Here is a 25,331-nt window from a genome sequence, read left to right on the forward strand (position 1 = left end):
AAGCTATATCTAGCTCTTGAAAAAGGAAAAACCGTATCATCCGAAGAAGTGATACAATAGAGACAACTGAATTTACGTCCATTGGAGGTTTGTATGAGTCGCAAAAAGAATATTAATACTATCCTAGCGCAAGCTGGAATTAAATCGGATCAAGCAACGGGGGCTTTGATTACTCCGCTTCATTTTTCAACTACTTACCAGCATCCAGAGTTTGGTCAATCTACTGGATACGACTATATCCGTACAAAGAATCCAACTCGGGTAAATGCTGAGAAGACTTTAGCAGCTATTGAGAGCGCAAAGCATGCATTGGTGACGAGTTCAGGTATGTCTGCCATTGTCTTAGCCTTTAGTATTTTTCCAGTGGGAAGCAAGGTCTTAGCAGTACGGGACCTTTATGGAGGCTCTTTTCGCTGGTTCAACCAGATGGAAAAAGAAGGCCGCTTCTTCTTTACCTATGCGAATTCAGAGGAAGAATTGATAGAGGGTCTGAAGGAAGAAGTGGATATTCTCTATATTGAAACGCCAACCAATCCTCTCATGCTGGAGTTTGATATCCAGAAACTGGCTACCTTAGCTCATGAAAAAGGGGCAAAAGTGATTGTAGACAATACCTTCTATAGCCCTATCTACCAACGTCCAATTGAAGAAGGAGCAGATATTGTCCTCCACTCAGCGACCAAGTATCTAGCGGGGCACAATGATGTCTTAGCGGGTGTTGTTGTCACAGATGACGAAGGTCTCTATGAGCAACTTTTTTATAACCTTAACACAACTGGAGCTGTTCTTTCACCTTTTGACAGCTACCAATTGATTCGTGGTTTAAAAACCTTGGCTCTTCGTATGGAGCGCTCTACAGAAAATGCGCAGAAGGTAGTGGAATTCTTGAAGGGGCATCCAGCTGTTAAGGAAGTCTTGTATACCGGCAAGGGAGGCATGGTTTCCTTTAAAGTAAGGAAGGAAGAAAAAATTCCAACCATTTTGAACCACTTGCAAGTCTTTACCTTTGCAGAGAGTTTAGGTGGTGTGGAAAGTTTGATTACTTATCCAACGACCCAGACTCATGCAGATATTCCTGCAGAGGTTCGTCATTCCTATGGGTTAACGGACGACTTGCTTCGCCTCTCCATCGGAATTGAAGACGCAAGGGATTTGATAGAGGATTTAGAACAAGCATTGACTAGATAGGAGTCCATCATGGGAAAAGAACAATTTTTGACCGCCCCTGATCGTTTGGGGCACCACACTAGTAAGTGGAAGGAGTCAGAACAAGATCCTGAGCTTCTTCCTGCTTGGATTGCCGATATGGATTTTGAATCCTTACCTGCTGTTCGACAAGCCATTCGAGACTATGCGGATCAATTGGTCTACGGCTATACCTATCCAAGCGAGGAGCTCTACCAAGCCATTCAGAATTGGGAAAAAACCGAGCATGGCTATGAGTTTGCTAAGGAAGCCATTGTCTTTATGGGAGGGGTTGTTCCTTCCATTTCAACGGCTATTCAAGCTTTCACCAAGGAAGGGGACTCTGTCCTCATCAATACACCAGTCTATCCACCTTTTGCTCGTAGTGTTCGTCTCAATCAACGCAAATTAGTGACCAATTCTCTTCTTGAAGAGGAGGGACTCTTCCAAATTGATTTTGAGCAATTGGAAAAAGATCTAGTCCAACATCAGGTAAAACTCTATATCTTGTGCAATCCTCATAACCCGGGTGGGAGAGTTTGGGAGAAGGAAGTCTTAGAAAAAATCGGTCGACTTTGCCAAAAATATGGAGTCTTACTTATTTCAGATGAAATTCACCAAGACTTGGCGCTGTTTGGGCACAAACATGTGTCTTTTAATACAGTAGATCCCAGCTTTAAAGAATTCACACTTGTCTTATCTAGTGCGACAAAAACTTTCAATATTGCAGGGACAAAAAATTCCTATGCCATCATTGAGAATGAAGGCTTGCGGAAGTCCTTCTTAGCCCAGCAATTGCGAAACAACCAGCATGAAATCTCTGCCCTTGGTTATATGGCAACAGAAGTTGCCTATCAGAAGGGAAAGGATTGGTTGGAAGACTTAAAAACTGTCTTGGAAGAAAATATCGATTATGCTGTGGATACTATACGAGAGCGGACCGATATCCAGGTGATGAAGCCTCAGGGGACCTACCTTCTTTGGCTAGATTTTTCTGACTACGGATTGTCTGAGGAAGAACTCCATGCTCGTCTTCATGATCAGGCCAAGGTCATCCTCAATAAAGGAACAGACTTTGGAGTAGAAGGGAAGCAACATGCTCGTCTAAATGTGGCGGCTCCGAAAACCCTAGTCCAAGAGATTGTTGCTCGGATCGTAACTGCCTTTCCTAAAAAAGTTTAATGTGAGGGTTGACTTTTCTATAGGGGAGGAGTATACTCAAGGGGAATAACGGTAGGTGAGGCTACCACAAGGATACGGATGACTACCGCAAAGCAGTGGAGACACTACTCGTTGGTCAACAGTCCTGATCGCAAAGGTCAAGACTAAGCTCATTTCATTGCCTTGCGGAGCTAAAGCTTGGACGGTCTATTTTTTGAGAATTTTCATTAAAAAATAAACGACGAGTTTAATGAGTCCTACCTGTTAGAGGGAGGGCTCTTTTCTTATGCTTAAGAAGCCTTTCACCTATCAAGTAGAAAAGGAGAACACTATGATACAAATCGACGATCATCCCGAACCGCACATAGCCAGCCAATCGCTGATTTGTGTCATCGGGACTCTATAAGCGTTTGGCTCCTGATAAAAAAGGAGATTTCAATGCAAACAACAAAAGAAAGACTCATTGCTGCATTGCAAGATGCAGAAACAAGAACCTTATCCAACTATCAATCTAGCTGGTCTGGATTGACGGAAGACCAAGTAGAAGAAAACCGGGAAAGTTATGGAGAAAATGTCCTTACCAAAGGACAAGAAAGCTCTATCTGGAAACGGATTGTTGAATCGATCATCAATCCCTTCACAGTCATCCTGCTTCTCATTGCCCTTGTTTCTTTGGTGACCAATGTTTGGTTAGCCAAGCCGGGTGAGGAAGATCCAACGACCTCTCTTATTATCGTCGTCCTCGTTCTTCTCTCAGGGGGGATTCGCTTTATCCAAGAATTACGCAGTGACAAGGCTGCTAGTAACCTTTCTCGCATGATTGTTAATACAGCAACAGTGATTCGAGAAGGCAAGGAAGAAGAAATTCCCATTGATGAGATCGTTGTGGGAGACTTGATCAAACTGAGTGCAGGCGACATGATTCCAGCGGATGTGGTCTTGTTAGATTCTCGAGACTTCTTCGTCCAACAATCCGGTTTGACTGGTGAGAGTGATGCTGTCGAAAAAGTTTGTTTAAAAAAAGCAAGTGGCCAAAATCTGGATAGTCTCCTGGAGAGTGAGAGTCTAGCTTTCATGGGGACCAACGTCATCTCAGGCCGAGCAACTGCCTTGGTCTTAGTAGTCGGGGATGAAACCATGATGGGAGCGATTGAGCAAACCATCAATACTTATGATGAACCAACCTCTTTTGAACGAGAAATGAACACCATCTCTTGGTTGTTGATCCGACTCATGATGGTGATGGTGCCCATCGTCTTCTTTATCAATGGTTTGACAGACGGGGACTGGCTGGAAGCAGGCGTCTTTGCCCTCAGTGTAGGAGTGGGTTTGACTCCGGAAATGCTTCCAATGATTATCACAGCTAGCTTGGCTAAGGGTTCCATTATCATGGCCAAAGAAAAAGTGGTTATCAAAAAGCTCAACGCTATTCAAGATCTAGGCGCTATTGATATCCTCTGTACGGACAAGACAGGAACCTTGACCCAAGATGAAATTGTACTCGAATACCCACTCGACATTCGTGGGGACTTGGATTTATCCGTCCTACGTCGGGCATATCTCAACTCTTACTTCCAAACCGGCCTCAAAAACTTGATGGACCGCGCCATTATCAGTCGGACAGAAAGAGAAGCTAAGAAACACGAAATTGTCAGAGGCTTGGACCAAAGCTTCCAAAAAATTGATGAATTGCCTTTTGACTTTGAACGCCGTCGGATGAGTGTCATTGTCAAGGATGAGCTGGGAATCGTGAGCATGGTCACCAAGGGAGCCTTGGAAGAAATGCTAACAGTCTCTAACTATGTGGAATACAAGGATGAGATTATCCCCCTAACAGACCAAGTGCGGGAAGACGTCTTGGCAGAAGTGGCTCAACTGAATGAACAAGGTTTGCGCGTGCTAGGGGTTAGTTACAAATCAAATCTTGAGGAAGGCTATGCCTTTGAAGTAGGGGATGAAGCAGACATGATCTTGACGGGCTATCTAGCCTTCTTGGATCCACCAAAACCATCCGCAGCACCAGCCATCAATACCCTTGCGGAATACGGAGTTGCTACTAAAATTCTTACGGGTGATAATGAGAAAGTGACCCAAGCGGTTTGTGAAAAGGTGGGACTGGATGTTGACCGCATTTTGCTGGGTAGCGATATCGACAGTCTCTCTGATTCAGAGTTGGCTCAAGCAGTCGAAACAACCACCGTTTTTGCAAAATTATCTCCAGACCAAAAAGCACGCATTATCTTGCAGCTCAAAGCGAATGGGCACAAGGTGGGGTATATGGGAGATGGCATCAATGATGCACCTTCTATGAAAGTAGCAGATGTGGGTATTTCGGTTGATACAGCTGTCGATATTGCCAAAGAAACAGCAGATGTTATCCTTCTGGATAAGGACTTGATGGTCCTCGAAAAAGGCTTGGTAGAAGGACGCAAGGTTTATGCCAATATGACCAAATACATCAAGATGACCGTTTCTTCTAATTTCGGGAATATCTTCTCCCTTCTCTTTGCCAGTATTTTTCTTCCTTTCCTTCCAATGGCCCCTATCCATCTCATCGTCTTGAACTTGGTTTACGATCTTTCCTGTATTGCCTTGCCTTTTGACCGAGTGGATAAGGACTTCTTGAAGAAACCACGAATCTGGGAAGCCAAATCCATTACCCGCTTTATGGCCTGGTTCGGTCCTATTTCCTCTATCTTTGACATCCTGACCTTCATCATTCTCTACTTTGTCATTGTACCCATGATTACAGGCTATGGCTATGTCCATGGTGCTGGTAGTGCAGGACTCTTCATCATGCTCTTTCAAACCGGCTGGTTTATCGAGTCCATGTGGTCCCAAACCATGGTCATCTATATGCTGCGGTCTCCAAAATTGCCCTTTGTTCAAAGTCGGCCAGCCCTTGCTGTCATGGCAACGACCTTATTGGGCGCCCTCTTTGTGACCTTCCTACCATATGGCCCATTGGCTTCCTTGTTGAAAGTAGCGCCACTAAATAGTCTTTACTTCCTATTACTTGCGGGAATCCTTTTCCTTTATATGGCAAGTGTCACCCTGGTCAAACACTATTATATTGGCAAGTACAAAGAGTGGCTATAAGATAGACATTAAAATAAGAAAAGAAAAGGTTTGCATATTTGTAGGCCTTTTTCTTCCTTTTTGATATAATAAGATGAATATAGAGAAAGAAGGAACCACAATGGGAAAACTTGAAGTTATTAAACATCCACTGATTCAGCATAAATTGTCTATTTTGCGTCGGACTGATACCTCTACAAAGGCTTTTCGTGAATTAGTAGATGAAATTGCCATGTTGATGGGGTATGAAGTGTTGCGTGATCTTCCACTAGAAGATGTAGAAATCGAAACACCGATTACCAAAACAATTCAAAAACAAATTGCTGGTAAAAAACTAGCGATTGTCCCAATCCTTCGTGCGGGAATCGGGATGGTAGACGGACTCTTGAGTTTAGTACCAGCTGCCAAAGTTGGGCATATCGGAATGTATCGCGATGAAGAAACCTTGAAACCGGTCGAATACTTGGTGAAATTGCCAGAAGATATCGACCAACGCCATATCTTTGTCGTGGATCCAATGTTGGCTACAGGTGGTTCAGCTATCTTGGCTGTTGATTCCTTGAAGAAACGTGGTGCCAGCCATATTACATTTGTCTGCTTGGTTGCAGCTCCAGAAGGAGTGAAAGCTTTCCAAGACTCTCATCCAGATGTCGAAATCTTTGCAGCAGCCTTGGATGAACGCCTGAACGAAAACGGCTATATCGTTCCAGGTTTGGGAGATGCAGGGGACCGTCTCTTTGGTACAAAATAATTACATCTCCTGAAAGTCTTTGAAAGAAAGTAAAAATTTGACCTTTGTTGACCAATGGGATATAATAGCTTTTAGAAAAGATCGAAGGTGAAGAACCTCTCGAAAGAAAGCCGGTCCCCAAAGAAGAAGGGGACTGGTGAAATTGGATAAAAGGAGATGAATCAATGATTCCAGTAGTAATTGAACAAACTAGTCGTGGGGAACGCTCATACGACATTTATTCTCGCCTCTTAAAAGACCGGATTATCATGGTAACAGGACCAGTAGAAGATCAAATGGCCAATTCCATTATTGCCCAATTGCTTTTCTTGGATGCTCAAGATAATACCAAAGATATCTACATGTATGTTAATACACCGGGTGGGTCTGTTTCAGCAGGGCTGGCCATTGTAGATACCATGAACTTTATCAAATCAGATGTCCAAACCATTGTTATGGGAATGGCGGCTTCCATGGGGACTGTGATTGCGTCAAGTGGTGCTAAAGGCAAACGCTTCATGTTGCCAAACGCGGAGTACATGATTCACCAACCAATGGGTGGAACTGGCGGTGGTACCCAACAAACAGATATGGCGATTGCAGCAGAACACCTCTTGAAAACACGTCACAGATTGGAAAAAATCTTGGCGGAAAATTCTGGGCAAACCCTCAAGAAAATCCACGCAGATGCGGAACGCGATAACTGGATGACTGCTGAAGAAACATTGGCCTATGGTTTTATCGATGAAATCATGTCCAATAACAATTTAGGCTAATCAAGCTTTTGCAGAGCAAAAATCTCCTCTAAAATAATATAGAGGAGATTTTCTTATTTCAAGAGAGTTTTTTGAAAAATATAGTATTTTTACTTGAAATTTGCTATACTGGTAGAAGAACCAGAAAGGGACAATGTATGTTTGAGAAACAAGCAAGAACAGGTTTAATTGTTAAGTTGTACTATAATCGTGATGCAAAAAAATTACAGGCAATTGGGGATGTGATTTATCATTCCAAAAAAATGCGCTATGTACAAGTCTATATCGATAGTTCTCAAGTCCTTGAAATCGTGCAGCAATTAAAAAAGGAACGCTTCGTGAAGAAGGTTCAAATTTGCCATATTCAAGAATTGGATCGTGATTTTGTAGGAAGTTTGCATCGTCAACAGGATGAAATACGAGTAGAAAACGCAATCATTTAGAGGATTGCGTTTTTTATGTTGACAATTTTCAGATAATTCGGTATATTCTTAATATATATTTAATTTTTAGATTTATTTAAGGAGATTATTACAAATGAAGAAAAAATTTGCTCTTTCATTTTTAACAATTGCAAGTGTCGCTCTTCTTGCGGCCTGTGGAGAAGTTTCAACTTCAGGTTCAAACACAACTGGTAACGAAATCGGCAAAGAACTAAAAATCGGTTTTAACTTTGAAAAAACTGGTGAAGTAGCAGCATATGGTAGTGCTGAACAAAAAGGTGCTCAATTAGCCGTTGATGAAATCAATGCTAATGGTGGAGCTGATGGTAAGAAGATTGTTGTCACAGACAAAGATAACAAATCTGAAACAGCTGAAGCAGCTACAATCACTACAAACCTTGTCACTCAATCAAAAGTGAACGCTCTTGTAGGGCCTGCTACTTCAGGTGCCACTGCCGCAGCTGTTGCGAATGCTGGTAAAGCAGGTGTTCCATTGGTAACACCATCAGCAACACAAGATAATTTGACAAAAGGTCAAGATTACCTTTTCCGTGCAACCTTCATCGATAGCTTCCAAGGACAAATCATTGCTAAATATACAACGGATAACTTGAAAGCGAAGAAAGTTGTTCTTTATTACGATAATTCATCTGACTATGCTAAAGGGATTGCTGAAGCCTTTAAGAAATCTTATAAAGGTGAAATCGTAGCAACAGAAACTTTCCAATCTAAGGATACAGACTTCCAAGCTGCTCTTACAAAAATCAAAGACAAAGACTTCGATGCGATTGTCCTTCCAGGGTACTACACTGAAACTGGTAAAATCGTAAACCAAGCACGTGGTATGGGAATCAAACAACCAATCATTGGTGGTGATGGATTTAGCGATGCTAAATTCGTTGAACAAGCAACACCTGCTGCAGCTACAGACATCTACTACGTAGCTGGATTCTCTACTGAAGGTGAAATGACTGATAAAGCCAAGAAATTCGTAGAAGCTTATAAAGCAAAATACAACGAAGAACCTTCAATGTTTGCAGCTTTGGCGTATGATTCAGTTTACATGGTTGCAGAAGCATCTAAAGGTGCTAAGAACTCTGTCGAATTGAAAGACAACCTTGCGAAGTTGAAAGACTTGGAAGGTGTTACTGGTACAATGTCTATTGACAAAGACCATAATCCGGTTAAATCTGCACTTATGATTGGCTTAAAAGATGGTAAAGTTGAGTCAGTTGAGTCGGTTAAACCTTAATTATCATTTGTTGTTTGTACAAGAGGCTGGGAGAATGAAAATTCCTAGCCTCGCTCTTTATTATTAGAAAGGATGGTTCAAATGCTCCAGCAATTAGTGAACGGTCTAATCTTGGGAAGTGTCTATGCACTCTTGGCCCTTGGTTATACTATGGTGTATGGAATTATCAAATTGATCAACTTTGCCCATGGGGATATCTACATGGTAGGTGCCTTTATGGGATATTTCTTATTAAACTCATTGAAGGTTAACTTCTTTGTAGCCTTGCTTCTGGCTATGGTCGGGACAGCTATTTTAGGGGTTGTGATTGAATATCTGGCTTATCGTCCGCTTCGCCATTCAACTCGGATTGCAGCCTTGATTACAGCCATCGGGGTTTCCTTCTTGCTCGAATACGGGATGGTCTTCTTTGTAGGGGCCAATACCCGTTCCTTCCCACAAGTCATTGAAACTGTTCGTTACAATTTTGGTCCCATTTCGATCTCTAACATTCAGTTGATGATCTTAGGAGTGTCTATTTTCTTGATGGTCGCTCTTCAATTTATTATCCAAAAGACAAAGATGGGGAAAGCCATGCGTGCCGTTTCTGTTGATAGCGATGCCGCTCAATTGATGGGGATTAACGTAAACCGGACCATCAGCTTTACCTTTGCTTTGGGATCAGCCTTAGCGGGTGCTGGTGGGGTTTTAATCGGTTTGTATTACAACTCAATCGAACCTTTGATGGGGATGACACCAGGGATCAAAGCCTTTGTCGCAGCCGTTCTTGGAGGAATCGGAATCATTCCAGGCGCGGCCCTAGGTGGCTTTGTCATCGGTTTATTGGAAACTTTCGCTACAGCGATTGGTCTTTCAGACTTCCGTGATGCTATTGTATATGCCATCTTGATTGTGATCTTGCTTATCCGTCCTGCAGGTATCCTCGGTAAAAATGTGAAAGAGAAGGTGTAAGCCATGAAACAAAATTTAAAAGTGAATTTAGTCTGGCTTGGTCTTTTGATTGCAGGTTTTGCCTTGATCCAAGTCTTGGTTGCAGCAGGTGTCCTCAACCTCTTCTATATCCAAATTTTGGAACAAATCGGGATTAATATCATCCTTGCAGTTGGTTTGAACCTCATCGTTGGTTTTTCAGGTCAATTCTCACTCGGTCATGCCGGATTTATGGCCATTGGTGCCTACTCTGCAGCTATTCTCGGTTCTAAATCGCCAACCTACGGAGCTTTCTTTGGCGCTATGGTTTTAGGAGCCTTGATTGCAGGTCTCGTTGCCTTGATCGTTGGGGTTCCAACCCTTCGGTTGAAAGGAGACTACCTGGCGATTGCAACACTTGGGGTTTCAGAAATTATCCGGATCTTGATTGTCAATGGTGGTACTCTAACAAATGGTGCCGCAGGTATCCTTGGTTTGCCAGCCTTTACAACCTGGCAATTGGTTTACCTCTTTGTCGTGATTACAACGATCTTTACGATTAACTTCTTACGCAGTCCAATTGGGCGTTCTACCCTTTCTGTTCGTGAAGATGAAATCGCAGCAGAATCTGTTGGGATCAATACGACAAAAGTCAAAGTCATTGCCTTTGTATTTGGTGCGATCACAGCAGCGATTGCTGGATCTCTTCAAGCTGGCTTTATCGGTTCCGTTGTTCCTAAAGATTACTCTTTCACCAATACCATTAATGTCTTGATCATTGTCGTTTTCGGTGGTTTGGGATCGATGTCAGGAACAGTTGTGGCAGCCATCGTCTTGGGGATCTTGAACATGGTGCTTCAAGACTTCTCAAGCGTACGTATGATCATTTACTCTCTTGCCTTGATTCTCGTCATGATCTTCCGTCCAGGTGGTCTTCTAGGAACATGGGAATTTAGCTTGAAAAAACTACTCTCAAAAAAGGAGGCTAACTAATGGCACTTCTTGAAGTAAAAAATTTAACAAAAAACTTTGGTGGTTTGACAGCCGTTGGGGATGTGACCATGGAACTCAATGAAGGGGAATTAGTTGGTTTGATCGGACCCAACGGTGCCGGTAAAACAACTCTCTTCAACCTCCTAACAGGGGTATATGAACCAAGTGAAGGAACCATTACTTTAGATGGGCACCTATTAAACGGTAAAGCACCTTATAAAATCGCTTCTGGTGGTCTTGGACGGACCTTCCAAAATATCCGTCTCTTTAAAGACTTGAGCGTTTTGGACAATGTCTTAATTGCATTTGCCAATCACCACAAACCACATGTCTTTGCTAGTCTGTTCCGTTTGCCAAGCTATTACAAAAATGAAGAAGCGTTGAAAGCAAAAGCCCTTGAATTGTTAGCGATATTTGGTTTGGAAAAAGAAGCAGAAACCTTGGCTAAGAACTTAGCTTACGGACAACAACGCCACTTAGAGATCGTTCGTGCCCTCGCTACAGAGCCAAAGATCCTCTTCTTGGATGAGCCTGCTGCAGGGATGAATCCTCAAGAAACTGCAGAATTAACCCAACTTATCCGTCGCATTCAAAAAGAATTTAATATTACGATCATGCTGATCGAACACGATATGAGCTTGGTCATGGAAGTAACCGAACGGATTTATGTATTGGAATATGGTCGTTTGATTGCCCATGGTACGCCAGAAGAAATTAAGAATAACAAACGCGTAATCGAAGCATATCTAGGAGGTGAAGCCTAATGTCTATGTTAAAAGTTGAAAATCTTTCTGTACACTATGGCATGATCCAGGCTGTCCGTGATGTCAGTTTCGAAGTCAATGAAGGAGAAGTTGTTTCTCTTATCGGTGCCAATGGTGCTGGGAAAACATCTATTCTTCGTACCATTTCAGGTTTGGTGCGTCCAAGTGCTGGGAAAATCGAGTTTTTGGGTCAGGAGATTCAAAAGGTTCCGGCTCAAAAAATTGTAGCTGCTGGACTCTCTCAAGTTCCAGAAGGTCGCCACGTCTTTCCAGGCTTGACCGTTATGGAAAACTTGGAAATGGGAGCTTTCTTGAAGAAAGATCGAGAAGAAAATCAAGCTAACTTGAAGAAAGTCTTCTCACGTTTCCCACGTTTGGAAGAACGGAAGAACCAAGATGCCGCTACTCTATCTGGTGGGGAACAACAAATGCTCGCAATGGGTCGTGCACTCATGTCGACGCCAAAACTCTTGCTGTTGGATGAACCTTCTATGGGATTGGCCCCAATCTTTATCCAAGAAATCTTTGATATCATCCAAGATATTCAAAAACAAGGGACAACTGTTCTCTTGATTGAGCAAAATGCCAACAAGGCCCTTGCCATCGCAGACCGCGGTTATGTTTTGGAAACAGGAAAAGTGGTTCTTTCCGGAACAGGAAAAGAACTCTTAGCCTCAGAAGATGTCCGCAAGGCCTACCTTGGTGGATAACGGATAAAAAAGAGCCCTTGGGCTCTTTTTTAAAAATAGTTTATCTGCAATTAGAGAATTTAGTTTTCATAGGGCTGAATGCAAGGATTATTAGGCAATTCTGAATTTTGAAAACAAGAGAAAACTGCTGAAAGCGTTTGAAATAGCACTAAAAATCAAGTATAATAAAACTAACAAAAGCATAGGAGAATGGTTATGGCTGTTAAAGATTTTATGACCCGTAAAGTAGTCTATATTAGTCCAGATACAACAATTGCTCATGCGGCAGATTTGATGCGGGAACAAGGCTTGCACCGCTTGCCGGTCATTGAAAATGACAAATTGGTCGGTTTGGTGACAGAAGGTACGATTGCAGAAGCGAGTCCATCAAAAGCAACGAGTCTTTCTATTTTTGAAATGAACTACCTGCTCAATAAAACCAAAGTTAAGGACGTCATGCTTCGTGATGTCATTACTGTCTCAAAATTTGCCAGCCTTGAAGATGCGACCTATCTCATGTATAAGAACAAGGTGGGGATTCTTCCGGTTGTAGACAATGAACAAGTTTCTGGTGTGATTACCGACCGTGATATTTTTCGTGCCTTCCTCGAAGTATCCGGTTATGGAGAAGAAGGAGTTCGTGTTCGTTTTGTGACAGAAGACAAGGTGGGCGTTCTTGAAAAAATCATCCATTTGATCGTAGAAGAAGGGTTGAATATCTCCAATACGGTCAATATCCCAACCAAGGATGATCGTGTGGTCATTGAAGTTCAAATTGACGGCATTACCGATACAGAAGTCATCAAGAAGAAATTTGAAGAAAATGGTATTGGTGTGGATGAAATTAGTCGCACATCTGCAAAAGCATTTTAAATAAACAAAGAGAGGCTGGGACAAAAGTCCTAGCCTCTCAATTGTTTTTTGATTGTCGAGTAAGACGCAGTGGTTGAGTGGGCTCTACTACGCTGATTTCATCAGCTTTTACAGCCCTACTCAACTGTGCGGAGGTGGGACGACGAAATCGAATTCTATCGAATTACCGATTTCTGTCCCACTCTCTCTTTGTTTTAGCGAGCAATGGGTTGCTTGTTGGTATCCAATGTAAATCCTTCTCCTAGGATTTCGTGGGCTTCTGTAATGGTAATGAAGGCAAATGGATCAATTTTATTAATCAAGTCTTTCATTTGTTTCATTTCATTCCGAGAGACTACGCAGTAGATAATCTTCATTTCTTGTTGGCTATAATAGCCCATGCCGTTCATGAATGTGACCCCTCGGCCCAAATCAGTCGTGATTTGTTTGGCAATTTCATCCGGTTTAGAAGTCACCACGAGGAATCCTTTCCCTGCAAAGCCTCCTTCACCAACGATATCAATGACGACGGTGTCAATCAGGATAAAGAGGAGGGTGTAGGCCGCAATTCGGAAGTCCTTAAAGACGATCAAAACAGTTGCCAAGACGATGGCATCCACAATCAACATAAGGCGTCCCATAGAAAGTGTCGTGTACTTGTTAAAGATACGTGCGACAATATCGGTTCCACCTGTTGTTCCTCCAGCGTTGAAGATAATCCCCAGCCCAGTTCCAAGGATAACCCCTGATCCGATACAGGCTAGGAGGATGTCTCCGTCAAGAGCAGTGAAGACTGCATTTTGAAGATGATGACTTCCAGGAATCAGCTCGAAGATGGCCATCCAAGTAGAGACCGAAAAAGTTCCAATCAAACTGAGATAGAGGGATCGGAGACCCAGTAGTTTCCAGGCCAGGAAAAAGAGGGGAATATTAATGGCCAAGTTCATGACTGAAACGGGAATTTTAAAGAGGTAGTAGGTGATCAGGGTAATCCCTGTAGCCCCTCCCTCATAAAAGTGGAATGGAATCACGAGGAAAAAGATTCCAAAAGAAAAAATGCCAGCCCCAAAAATAATGGTTAGAATATTTTTTACCTTAAACATGCTCGTTCTCCTAATCGTTTTTCACCATACATTTTACCAAAAAAAATGAAAAATAGGAAATTATTTTCATCAATTTTCACTGATTGGGACAGGATTTTTACCCCTATTTTTGGTAAAATAGGAGGAAGTAAAACAAGCAAGAGAAATAATCATAGAAAGTTAAGAAGAGAGAATGAAGCAAGGAACATTAATTTCAATTGAAGGACCAGAAGGCGCAGGAAAATCCTCCGTTTTAGAAGCCTTGTTACCACGCTTGGAAAAGGCAGGAATCGCCTATATCACTACGCGGGAACCGGGAGGGGTCACAATTGCAGAAAAAATACGAGAAGTCATCTTAGATCCCTCCCATACAGAAATGGATCCAAAGACAGAGTTGCTTCTTTACATCGCCAGTCGTCGCCAACACTTGGCAGAACGTGTCCTTCCAGCTTTGGAAGCTGGGAAGCTCGTCATCATGGATCGCTTTATCGATAGTTCGGTAGCTTACCAAGGCTTTGGCCGTGGATTAGCAGTAACGGATATTGAATGGTTGAACCAGTTTGCGACTGATGGTCTCAAGCCAAACCGGACTTTCTATTTTGACATCGATGTAGAAGAAGGATTGGCTCGAATTGCTAAGAGTGCTAGCCGCGAAGTCAATCGCCTGGATCTAGAAGGACTCAGTCTCCATCAGAAAGTTCGCCAAGGTTATCTGGTCATCCTCGAAAAAGAACCACAACGGGTGGTGAAAATTGATGCCAGTCAACCTTTTGATAAGGTGGTCGAGGATACTTGGATTCTAGTCAAAGAAGTCTTGGAGATCAGTGAATGAAGGTAGAACAAGTGCAAAAACTTCAACCTCAGTTAGTCGATCGCTTCCAAGCTATTTTAGAACAAGACCGCTTGAGCCATGCCTATCTCTTTACAGGAGATTTTGGCAGTTTTGAGATGGCCCAGCTTTTGTCCCAAAGTCTCTTTTGTACAGATAAGAAGGGTGTTTGGCCCTGTGGGACTTGTCGTGCTTGTCGCTTGATTGAAGAGGATGAATTCTCAGATGTAACGGTTATCCGACCGGTCAATCAAATCATCAAAACGGATCGGATCCGGGATTTGATTCAGCATTTTTCTCAGTCAGGCTACGAAGGATCCAAGCAAGTCTTTATCGTTTGCGATGCAGACCGGATGCATGTCAATGCGGCCAACTCTCTTCTCAAGGTCATTGAAGAACCTCAGAGTGAAGTTCATATCTTTCTGCTGACAGCAGATGAGCAATTGGTTCTCCCGACCATAAAAAGTCGGGCGCAGCAGGTCCATTTTCCGAAAAACCAGGATTTCCTAAAAGAGTATCTCCTTCAGGAAGGTCTGCTCCTTCAACAGGCAAATCTGTTAGCCGACTTTAGTCAAGGTTTTCAAGAAGCACAAACCCTTGCTCAGAGTTCAGCCTTTTTCGATTTGGCAAGGGAGTGTGAGCACTTTGTCACGGCCTGTCTAAAAGTGGATCCTCATGTTTACCTACTTGTATCTCGCTTAGTACAAGAGACAGATGATAAAGAAAAACAGGCCCAGGCCTTCCGCTTGTTGGAGTTGCTCTTTGCCCGCTCCATCAGTCTTGCTCTAGGAAGAGATTATCTAGAACATTTGGTCTTGGCTAAACAAATGTGGGAACGCAATGTAAGTTTCCAAAATTCTCTTGAGTATATGGTTTTGCAGTTGAAAAATAGAAGGTAAAGAGATGAATAAAAAAGAATTATTTGATGCTTTGGATGGCTTCTCCCAGGAATTATTAATCACCTTAGCAGAGGTTGAAGCCATAAAGAAAAATCTCAAGCTCATTGTCGAGGAAAATACTGCTCTGCGTCTTGAAAATGATAAATTGAGAGAGCGCTTAGGAGAAGTGGAGAAAACCAGCTCCCCTAAATTCCATCGCAATGGTCGTGAAAATTTACAAAGAATTTACAATGATGGATTTCATGTTTGTACAGACTCCTATGGTCAACGTCGTGAAAATGATGAAGAGTGTATTTTCTGTGATGAATTGTTATTTAGGGAGTAAACATGCAGATTCAACGAAGTTTTAAAGGGGATAAAGCGACAGGGACTCTCTTTTTAGTGCCAACTCCAATTGGCAATCGGGATGACATGAGCTACCGCATGATCCAAACTCTAAAAGAGGTGGATCTGATAGCAGCGGAAGATACACGCAATACAGGACTCTTGCTCAAGCATTTTGAGATTAGGACGCCACAAACCAGCTTTCACGAGCACAATGCCATGGAGAAAATCCCTGATTTGCTAGCTCATTTAGAGTCTGGAAAGGACCTGGCCCAGGTATCGGATGCAGGACTGCCTAGTATTTCGGATCCAGGTCACGACCTGGTCAAGGCGGCTATTGAGCGAGAGATCCCTGTTGTGGCAGTTCCTGGTCCGAGCGCCGGGATTACGGGTCTAATTGCGAGTGGCTTGGCTCCCCAGCCACATATCTTTTATGGATTTCTCCCGCGAAAAGAAGGGCAGCAAAAGTCCTTTTTCCAGGAGAAACGAGACTATCCTGAGACTCAGATTTTTTATGAGTCCCCGCACCGGGTTCGTGCGACGCTTCAAAATATGCTGACAGTCTATGGAGACCGTCCGGTTGTGCTGGTCCGAGAACTGACCAAGATCTATGAAGAGTACACGCGAGGGACCATCGCAGAGTTAGTGCCTTACCTAGAGGAAAATCCCCTCAAGGGGGAGTGCCTTCTAATTGTGGAGGGGGCCTGTGAGCAGGAGCCAGATCTAGAAGAAGTGGATCTGATCCGAGAGATTGATATACTGGTCCAGTCTGGCATGAAAAAGAACCAGGCAATTAAACAGGTTGCCAAACAATTTGGGCTGCAAAAGAGTGATCTCTATGCCCGTTACCACCAAGAGGAAGAAAAAGGAGAGTCTGATGGAAATTAGAATGGCCTATCCCAATGAAATCAATCGGATTATGGAAATCATCCAAGATGGCAAGGACAGCTTAGCTGCAGCTGGCGTGGATCAATGGCAGGATGGTTATCCGGATCAAGAAATCATTTTTGAGGATATACTAGAAAGCCGTGGTTATGTAGCTGTAGAGAATCAAGAAATCGTTGCCTATGCTGCTCTCTATAAGGGAAATGAAGCTGCTTATAATGACATTTATGATGGAAAATGGGAACATGATAACTATCTCTATATCAGTTTCCACCGGATCGCTGTTGCCAAAGAAGCTACTGGTCGAGGGGTAGCCCAAACCTTCCTTCAAGGCTTGATCGAAGGAGAGAAAGGCCCAGATTTTCGCTGTGATACCCATCCTGACAACAAGGTCATGCAACATCTTTTAGAGAAGTTAGGCTTCCATTACTGTGGAAAGGTACCCATCGATGGGGTTCGTCTCGCTTATCAGAAGATCAAGCGAAAGGCAGAAACCAGTCTCTTCCAAGTGATCAGTGAAGACGATCGCTGGGACTACCGTGCAGAACAGTCTCAAAATGACTAGGTTCTATCGGCAACTCTATCAGAGTCCTTTGGGATCTCTATCTGTTGTGGTGGATGAGGAAAGCCTAGTTGGGATCTGGTTTTGTGACCAAGCAAATTGTGAACAAGGGCTTGATCATATCAAGGAAGCTTGTCAGCCTCTTCATGAAGCTGTCTTTGAATGGCTGGATCAATACTTTTTAGGGGAAAATCCTTCCATGCCCTTTCCTCTATCTCCTAAAGGGACAGACTTTCAACAAAGAGTCTGGACCTACCTAACTCAGATTCCCTATGGGGAGAGTCGGACTTATGGAGAGATTGCCCGAGCCCTGTCTTGCAGATCGGCCCAAGCAGTTGGTCAAGCAGTAGGTCGGAATCCCTTACTCATCCTCATCCCGTGTCACCGAGTACTGGGGACAGAGAAAAAGTTGACAGGCTATGCTGCTGGTCTAAATCGCAAACGTTGGCTGTTGCAACATGAGTCCATATCTTGGAAAGAATAAGGAGAAAAGATGTTATCATTTATTGAATACCCAAAATGCTCGACCTGCCGCAAGGCGAAATCGGAATTAACGAGCTTAGGCTGTGAGTTTGATAGCCAAGATATCGTGGTAGACACACCGACCAGTGAGCAACTGCAAACCTGGATCACGGAGTCTTCCCTACCGATCAAATCCTTCTTTAACACCAGTGGGATGAAGTATCGAGAATTGGGCTTGAAAGACAAGGTGGACCAGCTTTCGATAGAAGAAGCAGTGGCTCTTTTAGCTAGCGATGGCATGCTGATCAAACGCCCTCTCTTAGTGAAAGATGGAAAAGTTGTTCAAGTGGGCTATCGGAAACCCTACTCAGACTTAGGTTTGTAAGAGAAAAGGGAGTTGGAGGCACTGCACCCCAATAATGGGACAAGAGCCCCCCTCTTATGCGACCAGTTTTCTGTACTCTACAGGAGACTGGTCATTTCGATACAGGTTAGTTTAGTTTCTACTGAATATGCTTTTTTGACCATAACAAAACACTCCTGTTTCTAGTTTACCAGATTTCAACAGGAGTGTTTTCTTGTGTCTCGTTTTATAGGTGCAGTGCCAAAGTTTGATTTTTTCTGTCTAACTTTTGGGATGCAGTACAATCAGTTGCTTTTTTGGGGGCCAAGAGATTATTATCCCAGATTCTTGTATAAAACTATTTACTTAGCTCTCTGATTTTTTACTTTTTTTGAAAAGTGAAATACCAAAGATTCCAGCTAAAATAGCAAGAAGATTCATAGCTAATGGCGAATCAGAAGTTCCTGTATTTGGTAACTGAGCTTTTTCCGGGGCTGATTTTTGCTCAGAAGATTGAACGTTTTCTTGTTGAACAGGTTTTGGAGCTGGCTCTGGATTTGGAGTTGGTTTAGGATCTGGAGTTGGTTTAGGATCTGGAGTAGGTTTAGGATCTGGAGTTGGATTAGGATCTGGAGTAGGTTTAGGATCCGGAGTTGGTTTTGGATCCGATTCTTTCTCATACTCATAGATAACATGAGTTGTACCTTCTTTTAACTGACCTGTTTCAGGTGCAGATGTTGAAGAAACACCAACTAGATTGTATTTTTTACCATCTACAGTGATAGAAGACGGACGCTCATCTGCGTTTTCAGCAGCATTATAGGTCACAAGATTTCCATCAGATCCGTAAATAGAAGTTAATGGTGTGTCTTTATATGTTTCCTTGATAGACTGATTTGTTCCCTTGATCACATAATCTACTACTACATCTCCATAGTGAAGCGTAGAAACATCCTGGTCAGCCATATCTTCAAACTCTGAAGCATAATATTTAACAGCACGATTGTATTTCAAATTAAAAATTTTAACATAATTAAAGAAGGTCTCAGGATTAATATTAACATCATGAGGAATAGTTTTCCAGTCACCGTTATTTGGTGTGATATGAGTAGTTGGGTTTGAAACTGACCTAATTAGATGGTCATTCTGAACATAAGTATCATCTACTAAACTTGGATTAGCTAGGGCGCCATAAGTCGCTTTCCCATTGCTGTCTTGATAATATGGTTGAATTTGATGATATTCTTCTAGACTTTGGCAACCTTCTTCATATGAGCCAATCCCACCTTCTTGAGAGCATTTCCAAGCAAATCTCACGTCGATTGGTAAGTACTTGATCTTCTTAGCTTCCTCCAAAGGTACGGTCACAGATACTCGAAGAGCTGTTGATCTCAATGTTTGTGAACTAACAGCATATGTACTAACTCTATCATTATAAGCTTCATAATAGTCAGAATAGCCTGGAACAAAGGCAGAATCTTCATATTCCTTCATATTAACAACGGAAGGTTTCTTACCAGCTGCTAGTTCTTCTGAAGTTGGAACAATCGCCTCTCCATCAGTAGACTCAGCATATTCATTGTACGAAAGCTCTTTCATTGGAACATTGACATCTACAGGATTTTCATTAGCATCACGTGTTCCGATTAAAGTGAAATCAACTTTAGAACCAACTATTTCTGGTATACGAACACGAATGTCACGGACTGTTTGCCCACGATCGCTTGAGTGCATTCCTTTGAAGGCTACAGTGTAATTGTAGACTACACTTTTACCGTCCTCACTAAAATGTGCTGGAAGTCCTTCAACATTGACGTAACCGCCTTCATCAATGATATTGCTACCATCTGGTTCGCAATTAGCGCCTGGGGCAGAGCCTGTTGAAGTCCCAGAAGGACAGGTTGAATCTTCTTTCCCGCCAGTTGTAGCTTCGATATTAGTTGAGATTTCTTCAGCTTTAGGTGAGGAAGCATTGGCATCCTCTTCGTCTGATTTTGGTGAAGTGTCACTAGTAGTGTCCGCTTCAACCCTATTGTCCCCTAAAGACGTGTTCTCAGCATCAGTTGAATTAGTGACACCTAGTTTCACTGACACATTTGCTGGTTCGCTATTAGTTTCATCAGCTTGAACTACTGACTGTGAAACCAAATTTAGAACAACGACAGACATTGTAATGATGCCAAATTTAGTGAGTTTTTTCATACACTTTTTCTCCTTATATGAAAGGGATCATGCATAAGCAAAATCCTATTCATAGATATTATTTTCACATACATTGTACTATGTAAGCGTTTAGTTTGCAAACAATTTCCTAACAAATTAAGAATTCTTTCATATTTTATTGAAAAAACGCGTAAAAACCACAAATAATCTATCATAAAATATAGAAAAAACCGAATTAAGACTCTTTTATTCAATATTTTCTTTTAATTTCTCAACAAAGAGATAGGCTACTGGACAGGTTAAAGTGTTTTTGATCATCAGATTATTAATTTGATAGATTTTTTAACAATCTGTATGTGAGAACACATGACAGGATTTGGAACGGATATCATAGATAGATCAGGGATTGTCACCTCCTAAAAATGGACAGGGCATAGATTTGAAGATCTTATCCCCATCCTCGTCTACCTGCAAAAACTCTGATTTTTTTCACGGCGGAAAATTTCGGTATATTCTTAATCAAATTTAAAAGTTAGATCTTATGTTGATTTCTTTACAAAATCGTTTAACATATTTTACTTAAAAATTATTTTTTTAAATTTCTAAAGGAAGTTGAAGTCCCTTTAATTTTTGCTGTGAAGATGATATAATCATACGAGTGAAATCAATGAAAGAGAGTCAATCATGAGTATTTTAGAGGTGAAAAATTTAAGCCACGGCTTTGGAGACCGGGCTATTTTTGAGGATGTGTCCTTCCGTTTGTTAAAGGGTGAGCATATCGGATTAGTCGGAGCCAATGGTGAAGGGAAATCGACCTTCATGAGCATCGTGACTGGGAAGATGTTGCCTGACGAAGGAAAAGTTGAGTGGTCTAAGTATGTGACCGCTGGGTATCTGGATCAGCACGCTGTTCTAAAAGAAGGACAAACTGTGCGTGATGTTTTGCGGACAGCCTTTGATGAACTTTTTAAAGCAGAGGCTCGCATCAATGACCTCTATATGGAAATGGCTGAAGATGGAGCAGATATGGATGCCCTCATGGAAGAAGTCGGAGAGCTCCAGGATCGATTAGAGAGTCGGGATTTCTATACCTTGGATGCTAAGATTGATGAGGTGGCACGGGCTCTAGGGGTCATGGACTTTGGCATGGAGACAGATGTCACGGCCCTTTCAGGTGGGCAGCGGACCAAGGTCCTCTTGGCAAAACTCTTGCTAGAAAAACCTGATATCTTGCTACTAGACGAGCCGACCAACTACTTGGATGCGGAGCACATCGATTGGCTCAAACGCTACTTGCAGAATTATGAAAATGCCTTTATCCTTATTTCCCACGATATTCCTTTCTTGAATGATGTGATCAACATCGTCTACCATGTGGAAAATCAACAGTTGACCCGCTATTCCGGAGACTACTACCAATTCCTTGAAGTCTATGAAATGAAGAAATCGCAATTGGAAGCGGCTTATGAGCGCCAGCAAAAAGAGATTGCTGATTTGAAGGATTTCGTAGCCCGCAATAAAGCGCGTGTGGCTACACGGAATATGGCCATGTCTCGTCAGAAGAAGCTGGACAAGATGGAACTCATTGAGTTGCAAAGTGAGAAACCAAAACCATCCTTTGAATTTAAAAATGCCCGGACTCCTGGACGCTTCATTTTCCAAGCCAAGGACCTTCAAATCGGGTATGACCGTCCTTTAACCAAGCCTTTGAACCTAACCTTTGAACGCAATCAAAAGGTGGCCATCATCGGAGCTAACGGAATCGGGAAAACCACTCTCTTAAAGAGCTTGCTAGGAATCATCCCGCCGATTGCTGGAGAAGTAGAGCGTGGAGATTATCTTGAACTTGGCTACTTTGAGCAAGAGGTTGAAGGTGGCAATCGTCAGACACCACTTGAAGCAGTTTGGAATGCCTTTCCAGCTCTCAACCAAGCAGAAGTCCGTGCAGCCCTTGCCCGCTGTGGTTTGACCACCAAGCATATCGAGAGTCAAATTCAGGTACTATCTGGTGGGGAGCAAGCCAAGGTGCGTTTCTGTCTTTTGATGAATCGTGAAAACAATGTCTTGGTACTGGACGAGCCGACCAACCACTTGGATGTGGATGCCAAAGATGAATTGAAACGGGCCCTTAAAGAATACAAGGGATCGATTCTCATGGTTTGCCACGAGCCAGATTTCTATGAAGGCTGGATGGACCAAATCTGGGACTTTAATGAATTGACGTAAACACAAAAAGAGAACCGTGTGGTTCTCTTTTTAGATTGAGGTTGAAATCTTCTTAGAAACTTTCCTTATGTGAGTACGGACGTCAGCGAACTTCGAAGTAAGTTCCATGACTTAGTTTTGGACCTAAGGTTCCAAAACTCCCGAATGCTAGAAACATTAATGTTTCTAGCATTTTTCTCACTGCGGAAAGTTGCAGTAGATGAATATCTCAAATAATTAGAATTCATTTTATGTATCGAAGAATCTATTTGATAATATAATGTAAAATGTTTATCAATATCTTAAAAAGAGAACCTGGCGGTTCTCTTTTGATTATTTCTTGAAATCATAGTCTTTTATGACTTCCATCTTTTCAATTTTGACATCTTCTTTTGGTTTGTCTTTATCGTCCGTTTCAGCTTCGGCAATTTTATCGACAATATCCATGCCGTCGATGACTTGTCCAAAGACAGTGTAGTTCCCACCATCAAGAGTAGGGTTTCCACCATTCTTATAGGCTTCGATGATTTTAGCAGGGAAGCGCTCAGTTGGAAGCTTGCTGGACCAGTCTTCTTTATTTTGGTTAATATAGAATTGGCTACCATTTGTATTTGGTCCAGAATTGGCCATGGCTAAAGCACCACGAAGATTGTAGAGGTAAGGGGAGTATTCATTTTCAAAGCCTGCTCCCGAATCTTTAGAGGTATCTTTTCCTTTCCAAATAGATTCGCCACCTGTACCGTCTCCTTTAGGATCTCCTGTTTGGATCATAAAGTTATTAATGACGCGGTGGAAGAGGAGGCCGTCATAATAACCTTCCTTAGCGTGGGTCAAGAAATTCTCAACGGCTAAAGGTGCGTATTTCGGAAAGAGCTTAACGGTAATGTCCCCTTTGTTGGTCGTGATTTTAACGACAGCTTCATCTTCAGCAACTTCTTTGGAGAGCTGAGGAAAGACCGCATTTTCATTGGTCATCGCATCTTGGATATCCTTACGAAGCTGATCTAATTTCTTTTGTTCACTAGCATCTACGCTAGAAGTAGTTGTTTGCTTAGTTTCTGAAGCCGAGCTAGAGGATGTCTTTGTATCTGATTGATTAGAGCCACATCCTGCCAAAGCTAAACCGGAAAATACAAGTAGGGCAATTAATTTTTTCATATTAATCCTTTCAACACATTAGTCTATCCTCTATTGTACCTTAATTTTTCATTTGATTCAAATCTAGTCATAGGAGGGGCCTATGTTCAACTTGCGGACCTATAGAAAATAAGGTATCATGAGTGGTGAATTACTTGTTGGAAATTGATTTGTTTTTAAGTGAAATTAAAGTCTACGAATGGAGGTTACAAATTGGAGTATAAAACTCTACGCAAAAACTATAGACTCTATATTAGATCTGCTGGCCTTTTGGCAATGCTTCTGATTGTTTGCATTGCGTTAGTGGTCAGATATACTCTTCTTCAGACTACTGCCCTCTTTTTGGTCCTTGCAGGCTTATTCTTATTTATCCAATGGCTCAAGAAGAGCTACACGAACAAATGCAACACCTTGCTGCATGTAGACTTAGATTTAGCTTTTTGGCAGCAATACCTTCAGTTGAACAAGAATGTGAAAAAGGCCATTTCACAGATAGATATTAAGTTGACATCGGTCGCCTATTCTTTTATGGTGGGAGATTTCGATACTGTCATAAAGGAAGCTAGGGAGGCACTTAGTCAGAAGGAACTACCGCAGAAATATAAGAACTTTTTTGAGAGTTATCTCATGCGATCAACGGTCCTGACAGATCCTGATTTGTCTAGAGAAGAGCTAGAGGCTCAGTTAAATGGATTGACCATTACAGACCCTACACTGGCTGAGAAAACAAAAATGGTCTGTCTCGCTCTTTATGATTTAACCATTGCCCACCAAAGCAATGATTATTTTGAAGACTTAAGCAATGACTTCAAGTACCAGCAGTTGGAAATTATTTACTACCAAGCCTTGAATGCTAATCTTAAAGGAGATAAGCATAGAGTGAAGGAGCTTTTTCGCAAGTTGATTTTAGAAGATGAGTCGCTCTATATTGTTCAAAAGGCTCAACAATACTTGAAGGATGAGGGGAATTATCTGTAAATCCTCCAATCAAAACAGAATTTTTCCAAATGAAGGTATAAATAGTTCAAGAGAGATAGGATTAAAATGGAGAAACAGATGCCTACTATTTCAGATATATTAGAAAAATATTATGTAAATCATGAGGTGAATCCCTATATTTCGCCTGATAGGGATTTGGGAGCTTGGTTGTTGGACCCTAAGCCCGTTTCGAAGAGAAACATGGAGCTCCTCAAAGACGGATTACTTGCGGGGGATATCATTCTCTTGTGGCGGATCCATTTTGGAACATTTACGACTGAGACTTGGTTTCCCAAGTACTTTGAATACACCTATGGGATTCATGCGCCGGAACATGTGAAAGTTTTGGTGGATAAGGGGTATGCTTATATCGAATCAGCTTTTGATTCGCTGGACCACATCAATGCGACCATGAAAAAAGCCATTCTCAAAAAGAAAGGAGTCGCTGGCTTGTCCAAGATGAAAGCGGCCGATTTGAACCAAGCTCTGGCTAATCACTTTACCGAAGAAGAGTTGGCACAAGAGTTCTCGGTTCGGGGCTATCAGTTGACGGAGAAAGGAAAGCAAGCGTTGGAAGAGCATCAAGCCATCATCGACCGCCATCCCAAGAAAAATCTATAAGTAACAGTATCTGAGTGGTACTGTTTTCTT

The 25,331-nt window shown here is 42.2% G+C and carries 25 protein-coding genes, 1 pseudogene and 1 riboswitch; of the genes and pseudogenes, 22 read left to right on the forward strand and 4 right to left on the reverse strand.

Features of this window, described 5'->3' with window-relative positions; genetic code table 11:
- The first annotated feature begins 93 nt into the window (after window positions 1–93).
- The 12 genes from HMPREF9421_RS04555 to HMPREF9421_RS04610 all read left to right on the forward strand — a co-directional run bounded on the left by HMPREF9421_RS04555 (window position 94) and on the right by HMPREF9421_RS04610 (window position 12,832).
- Window positions 94–1,188: a cystathionine gamma-synthase gene (locus HMPREF9421_RS04555; protein WP_006595821.1), complete on the forward strand. Its 1,095-nt coding sequence runs from the start codon at window positions 94–96 to the stop codon at window positions 1,186–1,188.
- A gap of 9 nt (window positions 1,189–1,197) precedes the next feature.
- The gene (locus HMPREF9421_RS04560) at window positions 1,198–2,367 is read left to right on the forward strand and encodes a MalY/PatB family protein (RefSeq protein WP_006595822.1); all 1,170 of its coding nucleotides are present in this window, start codon (window positions 1,198–1,200) and stop codon (window positions 2,365–2,367) included.
- A 40-nt stretch (window positions 2,368–2,407) separates the two neighbouring features.
- Window positions 2,408–2,562, forward strand: a riboswitch (M-box (ykoK) riboswitch).
- 222 nt (window positions 2,563–2,784) lie between these two features.
- Window positions 2,785–5,445 carry a magnesium-translocating P-type ATPase gene (mgtA, locus tag HMPREF9421_RS04565; protein ID WP_006595823.1) on the forward strand — a complete coding sequence of 887 codons (2,661 nt, stop codon included), beginning with the start codon at window positions 2,785–2,787 and terminating at the stop codon, window positions 5,443–5,445.
- Between the two features lie 100 nt (window positions 5,446–5,545).
- Window positions 5,546–6,175, forward strand: coding sequence for a uracil phosphoribosyltransferase (gene upp / locus HMPREF9421_RS04570; RefSeq protein WP_006597185.1), 630 nt, complete (start codon window positions 5,546–5,548; stop codon window positions 6,173–6,175).
- Between the two features lie 164 nt (window positions 6,176–6,339).
- The gene (locus tag HMPREF9421_RS04575) at window positions 6,340–6,930 is read left to right on the forward strand and encodes an ATP-dependent Clp protease proteolytic subunit (RefSeq protein WP_006595825.1); all 591 of its coding nucleotides are present in this window, start codon (window positions 6,340–6,342) and stop codon (window positions 6,928–6,930) included.
- Between the two features lie 137 nt (window positions 6,931–7,067).
- Window positions 7,068–7,352 carry a DUF2129 domain-containing protein gene (locus tag HMPREF9421_RS04580; RefSeq protein ID WP_006595826.1) on the forward strand — a complete coding sequence of 95 codons (285 nt, stop codon included), beginning with the start codon at window positions 7,068–7,070 and terminating at the stop codon, window positions 7,350–7,352.
- Window positions 7,353–7,446: 94 nt separating this feature from the next.
- Window positions 7,447–8,604 (forward strand): ABC transporter substrate-binding protein, encoded by a 1,158-nt coding sequence (locus tag HMPREF9421_RS04585; RefSeq protein ID WP_006595827.1) that lies wholly within the window; start codon window positions 7,447–7,449, stop codon window positions 8,602–8,604.
- Between the two features lie 81 nt (window positions 8,605–8,685).
- A complete protein-coding gene (locus HMPREF9421_RS04590) occupies window positions 8,686–9,555 on the forward strand; it encodes a branched-chain amino acid ABC transporter permease (RefSeq protein ID WP_009731472.1) in 870 nt (289 codons plus the stop codon).
- 3 nt (window positions 9,556–9,558) lie between these two features.
- Window positions 9,559–10,506, forward strand: a complete 948-nt coding sequence (locus HMPREF9421_RS04595) for a branched-chain amino acid ABC transporter permease (RefSeq protein ID WP_006595829.1) — start codon at window positions 9,559–9,561, stop codon at window positions 10,504–10,506.
- Window positions 10,506–11,270, forward strand: coding sequence for an ABC transporter ATP-binding protein (locus HMPREF9421_RS04600; protein WP_006595830.1), 765 nt, complete (start codon window positions 10,506–10,508; stop codon window positions 11,268–11,270). Before HMPREF9421_RS04595 ends, HMPREF9421_RS04600 begins: the two co-directional genes overlap by 1 nt.
- Window positions 11,270–11,980: an ABC transporter ATP-binding protein gene (locus HMPREF9421_RS04605; protein ID WP_006595831.1), complete on the forward strand. Its 711-nt coding sequence runs from the start codon at window positions 11,270–11,272 to the stop codon at window positions 11,978–11,980. Before HMPREF9421_RS04600 ends, HMPREF9421_RS04605 begins: the two co-directional genes overlap by 1 nt.
- 195 nt (window positions 11,981–12,175) lie before the next feature.
- The gene (locus HMPREF9421_RS04610) at window positions 12,176–12,832 is read left to right on the forward strand and encodes a CBS domain-containing protein (protein ID WP_006597187.1); all 657 of its coding nucleotides are present in this window, start codon (window positions 12,176–12,178) and stop codon (window positions 12,830–12,832) included.
- Between the two features lie 194 nt (window positions 12,833–13,026).
- Here HMPREF9421_RS04610 and HMPREF9421_RS04615 read toward each other — a convergent pair whose 3' ends face one another.
- The gene (locus tag HMPREF9421_RS04615) at window positions 13,027–13,914 is read right to left on the reverse strand and encodes a YitT family protein (RefSeq protein ID WP_006595833.1); all 888 of its coding nucleotides are present in this window, start codon (window positions 13,912–13,914) and stop codon (window positions 13,027–13,029) included.
- Between the two features lie 172 nt (window positions 13,915–14,086).
- Here HMPREF9421_RS04615 and tmk point away from each other — a divergent pair, with 172 nt between their 5' ends.
- Genes tmk through HMPREF9421_RS04650 form a run of 7 tightly spaced genes read left to right on the forward strand, consistent with a single transcriptional unit; the run spans window position 14,087 to window position 18,239 of the window.
- Complete coding sequence (tmk, locus tag HMPREF9421_RS04620; RefSeq protein ID WP_006595834.1) at window positions 14,087–14,725, forward strand: dTMP kinase; 639 nt, start codon at window positions 14,087–14,089, stop codon at window positions 14,723–14,725.
- On the forward strand, window positions 14,722–15,621 hold the full coding sequence (locus HMPREF9421_RS04625; protein WP_006595835.1) for a DNA polymerase III subunit delta': 900 nt from the start codon (window positions 14,722–14,724) through the stop codon (window positions 15,619–15,621). The genes tmk and HMPREF9421_RS04625 overlap by 4 nt, the downstream gene beginning before the upstream one ends.
- A 4-nt stretch (window positions 15,622–15,625) precedes the next feature.
- A complete protein-coding gene (gene yabA / locus HMPREF9421_RS04630; RefSeq protein WP_006595836.1) occupies window positions 15,626–15,946 on the forward strand; it encodes a DNA replication initiation control protein YabA in 321 nt (106 codons plus the stop codon).
- 2 nt (window positions 15,947–15,948) lie between these two features.
- The gene (gene rsmI / locus HMPREF9421_RS04635) at window positions 15,949–16,833 is read left to right on the forward strand and encodes a 16S rRNA (cytidine(1402)-2'-O)-methyltransferase (protein ID WP_006595837.1); all 885 of its coding nucleotides are present in this window, start codon (window positions 15,949–15,951) and stop codon (window positions 16,831–16,833) included.
- Window positions 16,823–17,395 carry a GNAT family N-acetyltransferase gene (locus HMPREF9421_RS04640; RefSeq protein WP_006595838.1) on the forward strand — a complete coding sequence of 191 codons (573 nt, stop codon included), beginning with the start codon at window positions 16,823–16,825 and terminating at the stop codon, window positions 17,393–17,395. Before rsmI ends, HMPREF9421_RS04640 begins: the two co-directional genes overlap by 11 nt.
- Complete coding sequence (locus tag HMPREF9421_RS04645) at window positions 17,388–17,876, forward strand: methylated-DNA--[protein]-cysteine S-methyltransferase (protein WP_006595839.1); 489 nt, start codon at window positions 17,388–17,390, stop codon at window positions 17,874–17,876. Before HMPREF9421_RS04640 ends, HMPREF9421_RS04645 begins: the two co-directional genes overlap by 8 nt.
- Before the next feature lie 9 nt (window positions 17,877–17,885).
- Window positions 17,886–18,239, forward strand: coding sequence for an arsenate reductase family protein (locus HMPREF9421_RS04650; RefSeq protein WP_006595840.1), 354 nt, complete (start codon window positions 17,886–17,888; stop codon window positions 18,237–18,239).
- 324 nt (window positions 18,240–18,563) lie between these two features.
- On the opposite strand, the gene HMPREF9421_RS04655 is transcribed toward HMPREF9421_RS04650, so the two are convergent.
- Together HMPREF9421_RS04655 and HMPREF9421_RS10310 are read right to left on the reverse strand one after the other, a co-directional pair.
- Window positions 18,564–20,399, reverse strand: a complete 1,836-nt coding sequence (locus HMPREF9421_RS04655; protein ID WP_006595841.1) for an LPXTG cell wall anchor domain-containing protein — start codon at window positions 20,397–20,399, stop codon at window positions 18,564–18,566.
- A 207-nt stretch (window positions 20,400–20,606) separates the two neighbouring features.
- A pseudogene (locus HMPREF9421_RS10310) lies at window positions 20,607–20,837 on the reverse strand (YkgJ family cysteine cluster protein); the annotation flags it as partial.
- A gap of 207 nt (window positions 20,838–21,044) precedes the next feature.
- On the opposite strand from HMPREF9421_RS10310, the gene HMPREF9421_RS04660 reads away from it, so the two are divergent.
- Window positions 21,045–22,586 (forward strand): ABC-F family ATP-binding cassette domain-containing protein, encoded by a 1,542-nt coding sequence (locus HMPREF9421_RS04660; RefSeq protein WP_006595842.1) that lies wholly within the window; start codon window positions 21,045–21,047, stop codon window positions 22,584–22,586.
- Between the two features lie 312 nt (window positions 22,587–22,898).
- Here the strand turns inward: HMPREF9421_RS04660 and HMPREF9421_RS04665 are convergent, their stop codons facing one another.
- The gene (locus HMPREF9421_RS04665) at window positions 22,899–23,723 is read right to left on the reverse strand and encodes a peptidylprolyl isomerase (protein WP_006595843.1); all 825 of its coding nucleotides are present in this window, start codon (window positions 23,721–23,723) and stop codon (window positions 22,899–22,901) included.
- A gap of 606 nt (window positions 23,724–24,329) precedes the next feature.
- Here HMPREF9421_RS04665 and HMPREF9421_RS11040 point away from each other — a divergent pair.
- Window positions 24,330–24,680 (forward strand): hypothetical protein, encoded by a 351-nt coding sequence (locus HMPREF9421_RS11040; protein WP_231911635.1) that lies wholly within the window; start codon window positions 24,330–24,332, stop codon window positions 24,678–24,680.
- Window positions 24,681–24,758: 78 nt separating this feature from the next.
- A complete protein-coding gene (locus HMPREF9421_RS04675) occupies window positions 24,759–25,301 on the forward strand; it encodes a hypothetical protein (RefSeq protein ID WP_006597182.1) in 543 nt (180 codons plus the stop codon).
- Window positions 25,302–25,331 lie beyond the last annotated feature (30 nt).

Source organism: Streptococcus australis ATCC 700641, from assembly GCF_000186465.1.
GTDB classification, from domain to species: domain Bacteria; phylum Bacillota; class Bacilli; order Lactobacillales; family Streptococcaceae; genus Streptococcus; species Streptococcus australis.

Coding starts and splice junctions, on each gene's coding strand:
- upp (WP_006597185.1), top strand. CDS start 5,546: ATGGGAAAACTTGAAGTTATTAAACATCCACTGATTCAGCATAAATTG.
- HMPREF9421_RS04600 (WP_006595830.1), top strand. CDS start 10,506: ATGGCACTTCTTGAAGTAAAAAATTTAACAAAAAACTTTGGTGGTTTG.
- HMPREF9421_RS04625 (WP_006595835.1), top strand. CDS start 14,722: ATGAAGGTAGAACAAGTGCAAAAACTTCAACCTCAGTTAGTCGATCGC.
- HMPREF9421_RS04655 (WP_006595841.1), bottom strand. CDS start 20,399: ATGAAAAAACTCACTAAATTTGGCATCATTACAATGTCTGTCGTTGTT.
- HMPREF9421_RS04575 (WP_006595825.1), top strand. CDS start 6,340: ATGATTCCAGTAGTAATTGAACAAACTAGTCGTGGGGAACGCTCATAC.
- HMPREF9421_RS04665 (WP_006595843.1), bottom strand. CDS start 23,723: ATGAAAAAATTAATTGCCCTACTTGTATTTTCCGGTTTAGCTTTGGCA.
- HMPREF9421_RS11040 (WP_231911635.1), top strand. CDS start 24,330: ATGCGATCAACGGTCCTGACAGATCCTGATTTGTCTAGAGAAGAGCTA.
- HMPREF9421_RS04590 (WP_009731472.1), top strand. CDS start 8,686: ATGCTCCAGCAATTAGTGAACGGTCTAATCTTGGGAAGTGTCTATGCA.
- HMPREF9421_RS04660 (WP_006595842.1), top strand. CDS start 21,045: ATGAGTATTTTAGAGGTGAAAAATTTAAGCCACGGCTTTGGAGACCGG.
- HMPREF9421_RS04615 (WP_006595833.1), bottom strand. CDS start 13,914: ATGTTTAAGGTAAAAAATATTCTAACCATTATTTTTGGGGCTGGCATT.
- HMPREF9421_RS04675 (WP_006597182.1), top strand. CDS start 24,759: ATGCCTACTATTTCAGATATATTAGAAAAATATTATGTAAATCATGAG.
- mgtA (WP_006595823.1), top strand. CDS start 2,785: ATGCAAACAACAAAAGAAAGACTCATTGCTGCATTGCAAGATGCAGAA.
- HMPREF9421_RS04580 (WP_006595826.1), top strand. CDS start 7,068: ATGTTTGAGAAACAAGCAAGAACAGGTTTAATTGTTAAGTTGTACTAT.
- HMPREF9421_RS04585 (WP_006595827.1), top strand. CDS start 7,447: ATGAAGAAAAAATTTGCTCTTTCATTTTTAACAATTGCAAGTGTCGCT.
- HMPREF9421_RS04560 (WP_006595822.1), top strand. CDS start 1,198: ATGGGAAAAGAACAATTTTTGACCGCCCCTGATCGTTTGGGGCACCAC.
- rsmI (WP_006595837.1), top strand. CDS start 15,949: ATGCAGATTCAACGAAGTTTTAAAGGGGATAAAGCGACAGGGACTCTC.
- yabA (WP_006595836.1), top strand. CDS start 15,626: ATGAATAAAAAAGAATTATTTGATGCTTTGGATGGCTTCTCCCAGGAA.
- HMPREF9421_RS04595 (WP_006595829.1), top strand. CDS start 9,559: ATGAAACAAAATTTAAAAGTGAATTTAGTCTGGCTTGGTCTTTTGATT.
- HMPREF9421_RS04555 (WP_006595821.1), top strand. CDS start 94: ATGAGTCGCAAAAAGAATATTAATACTATCCTAGCGCAAGCTGGAATT.
- HMPREF9421_RS04650 (WP_006595840.1), top strand. CDS start 17,886: ATGTTATCATTTATTGAATACCCAAAATGCTCGACCTGCCGCAAGGCG.
- HMPREF9421_RS04645 (WP_006595839.1), top strand. CDS start 17,388: ATGACTAGGTTCTATCGGCAACTCTATCAGAGTCCTTTGGGATCTCTA.
- HMPREF9421_RS04610 (WP_006597187.1), top strand. CDS start 12,176: ATGGCTGTTAAAGATTTTATGACCCGTAAAGTAGTCTATATTAGTCCA.
- tmk (WP_006595834.1), top strand. CDS start 14,087: ATGAAGCAAGGAACATTAATTTCAATTGAAGGACCAGAAGGCGCAGGA.
- HMPREF9421_RS04605 (WP_006595831.1), top strand. CDS start 11,270: ATGTCTATGTTAAAAGTTGAAAATCTTTCTGTACACTATGGCATGATC.
- HMPREF9421_RS04640 (WP_006595838.1), top strand. CDS start 16,823: ATGGAAATTAGAATGGCCTATCCCAATGAAATCAATCGGATTATGGAA.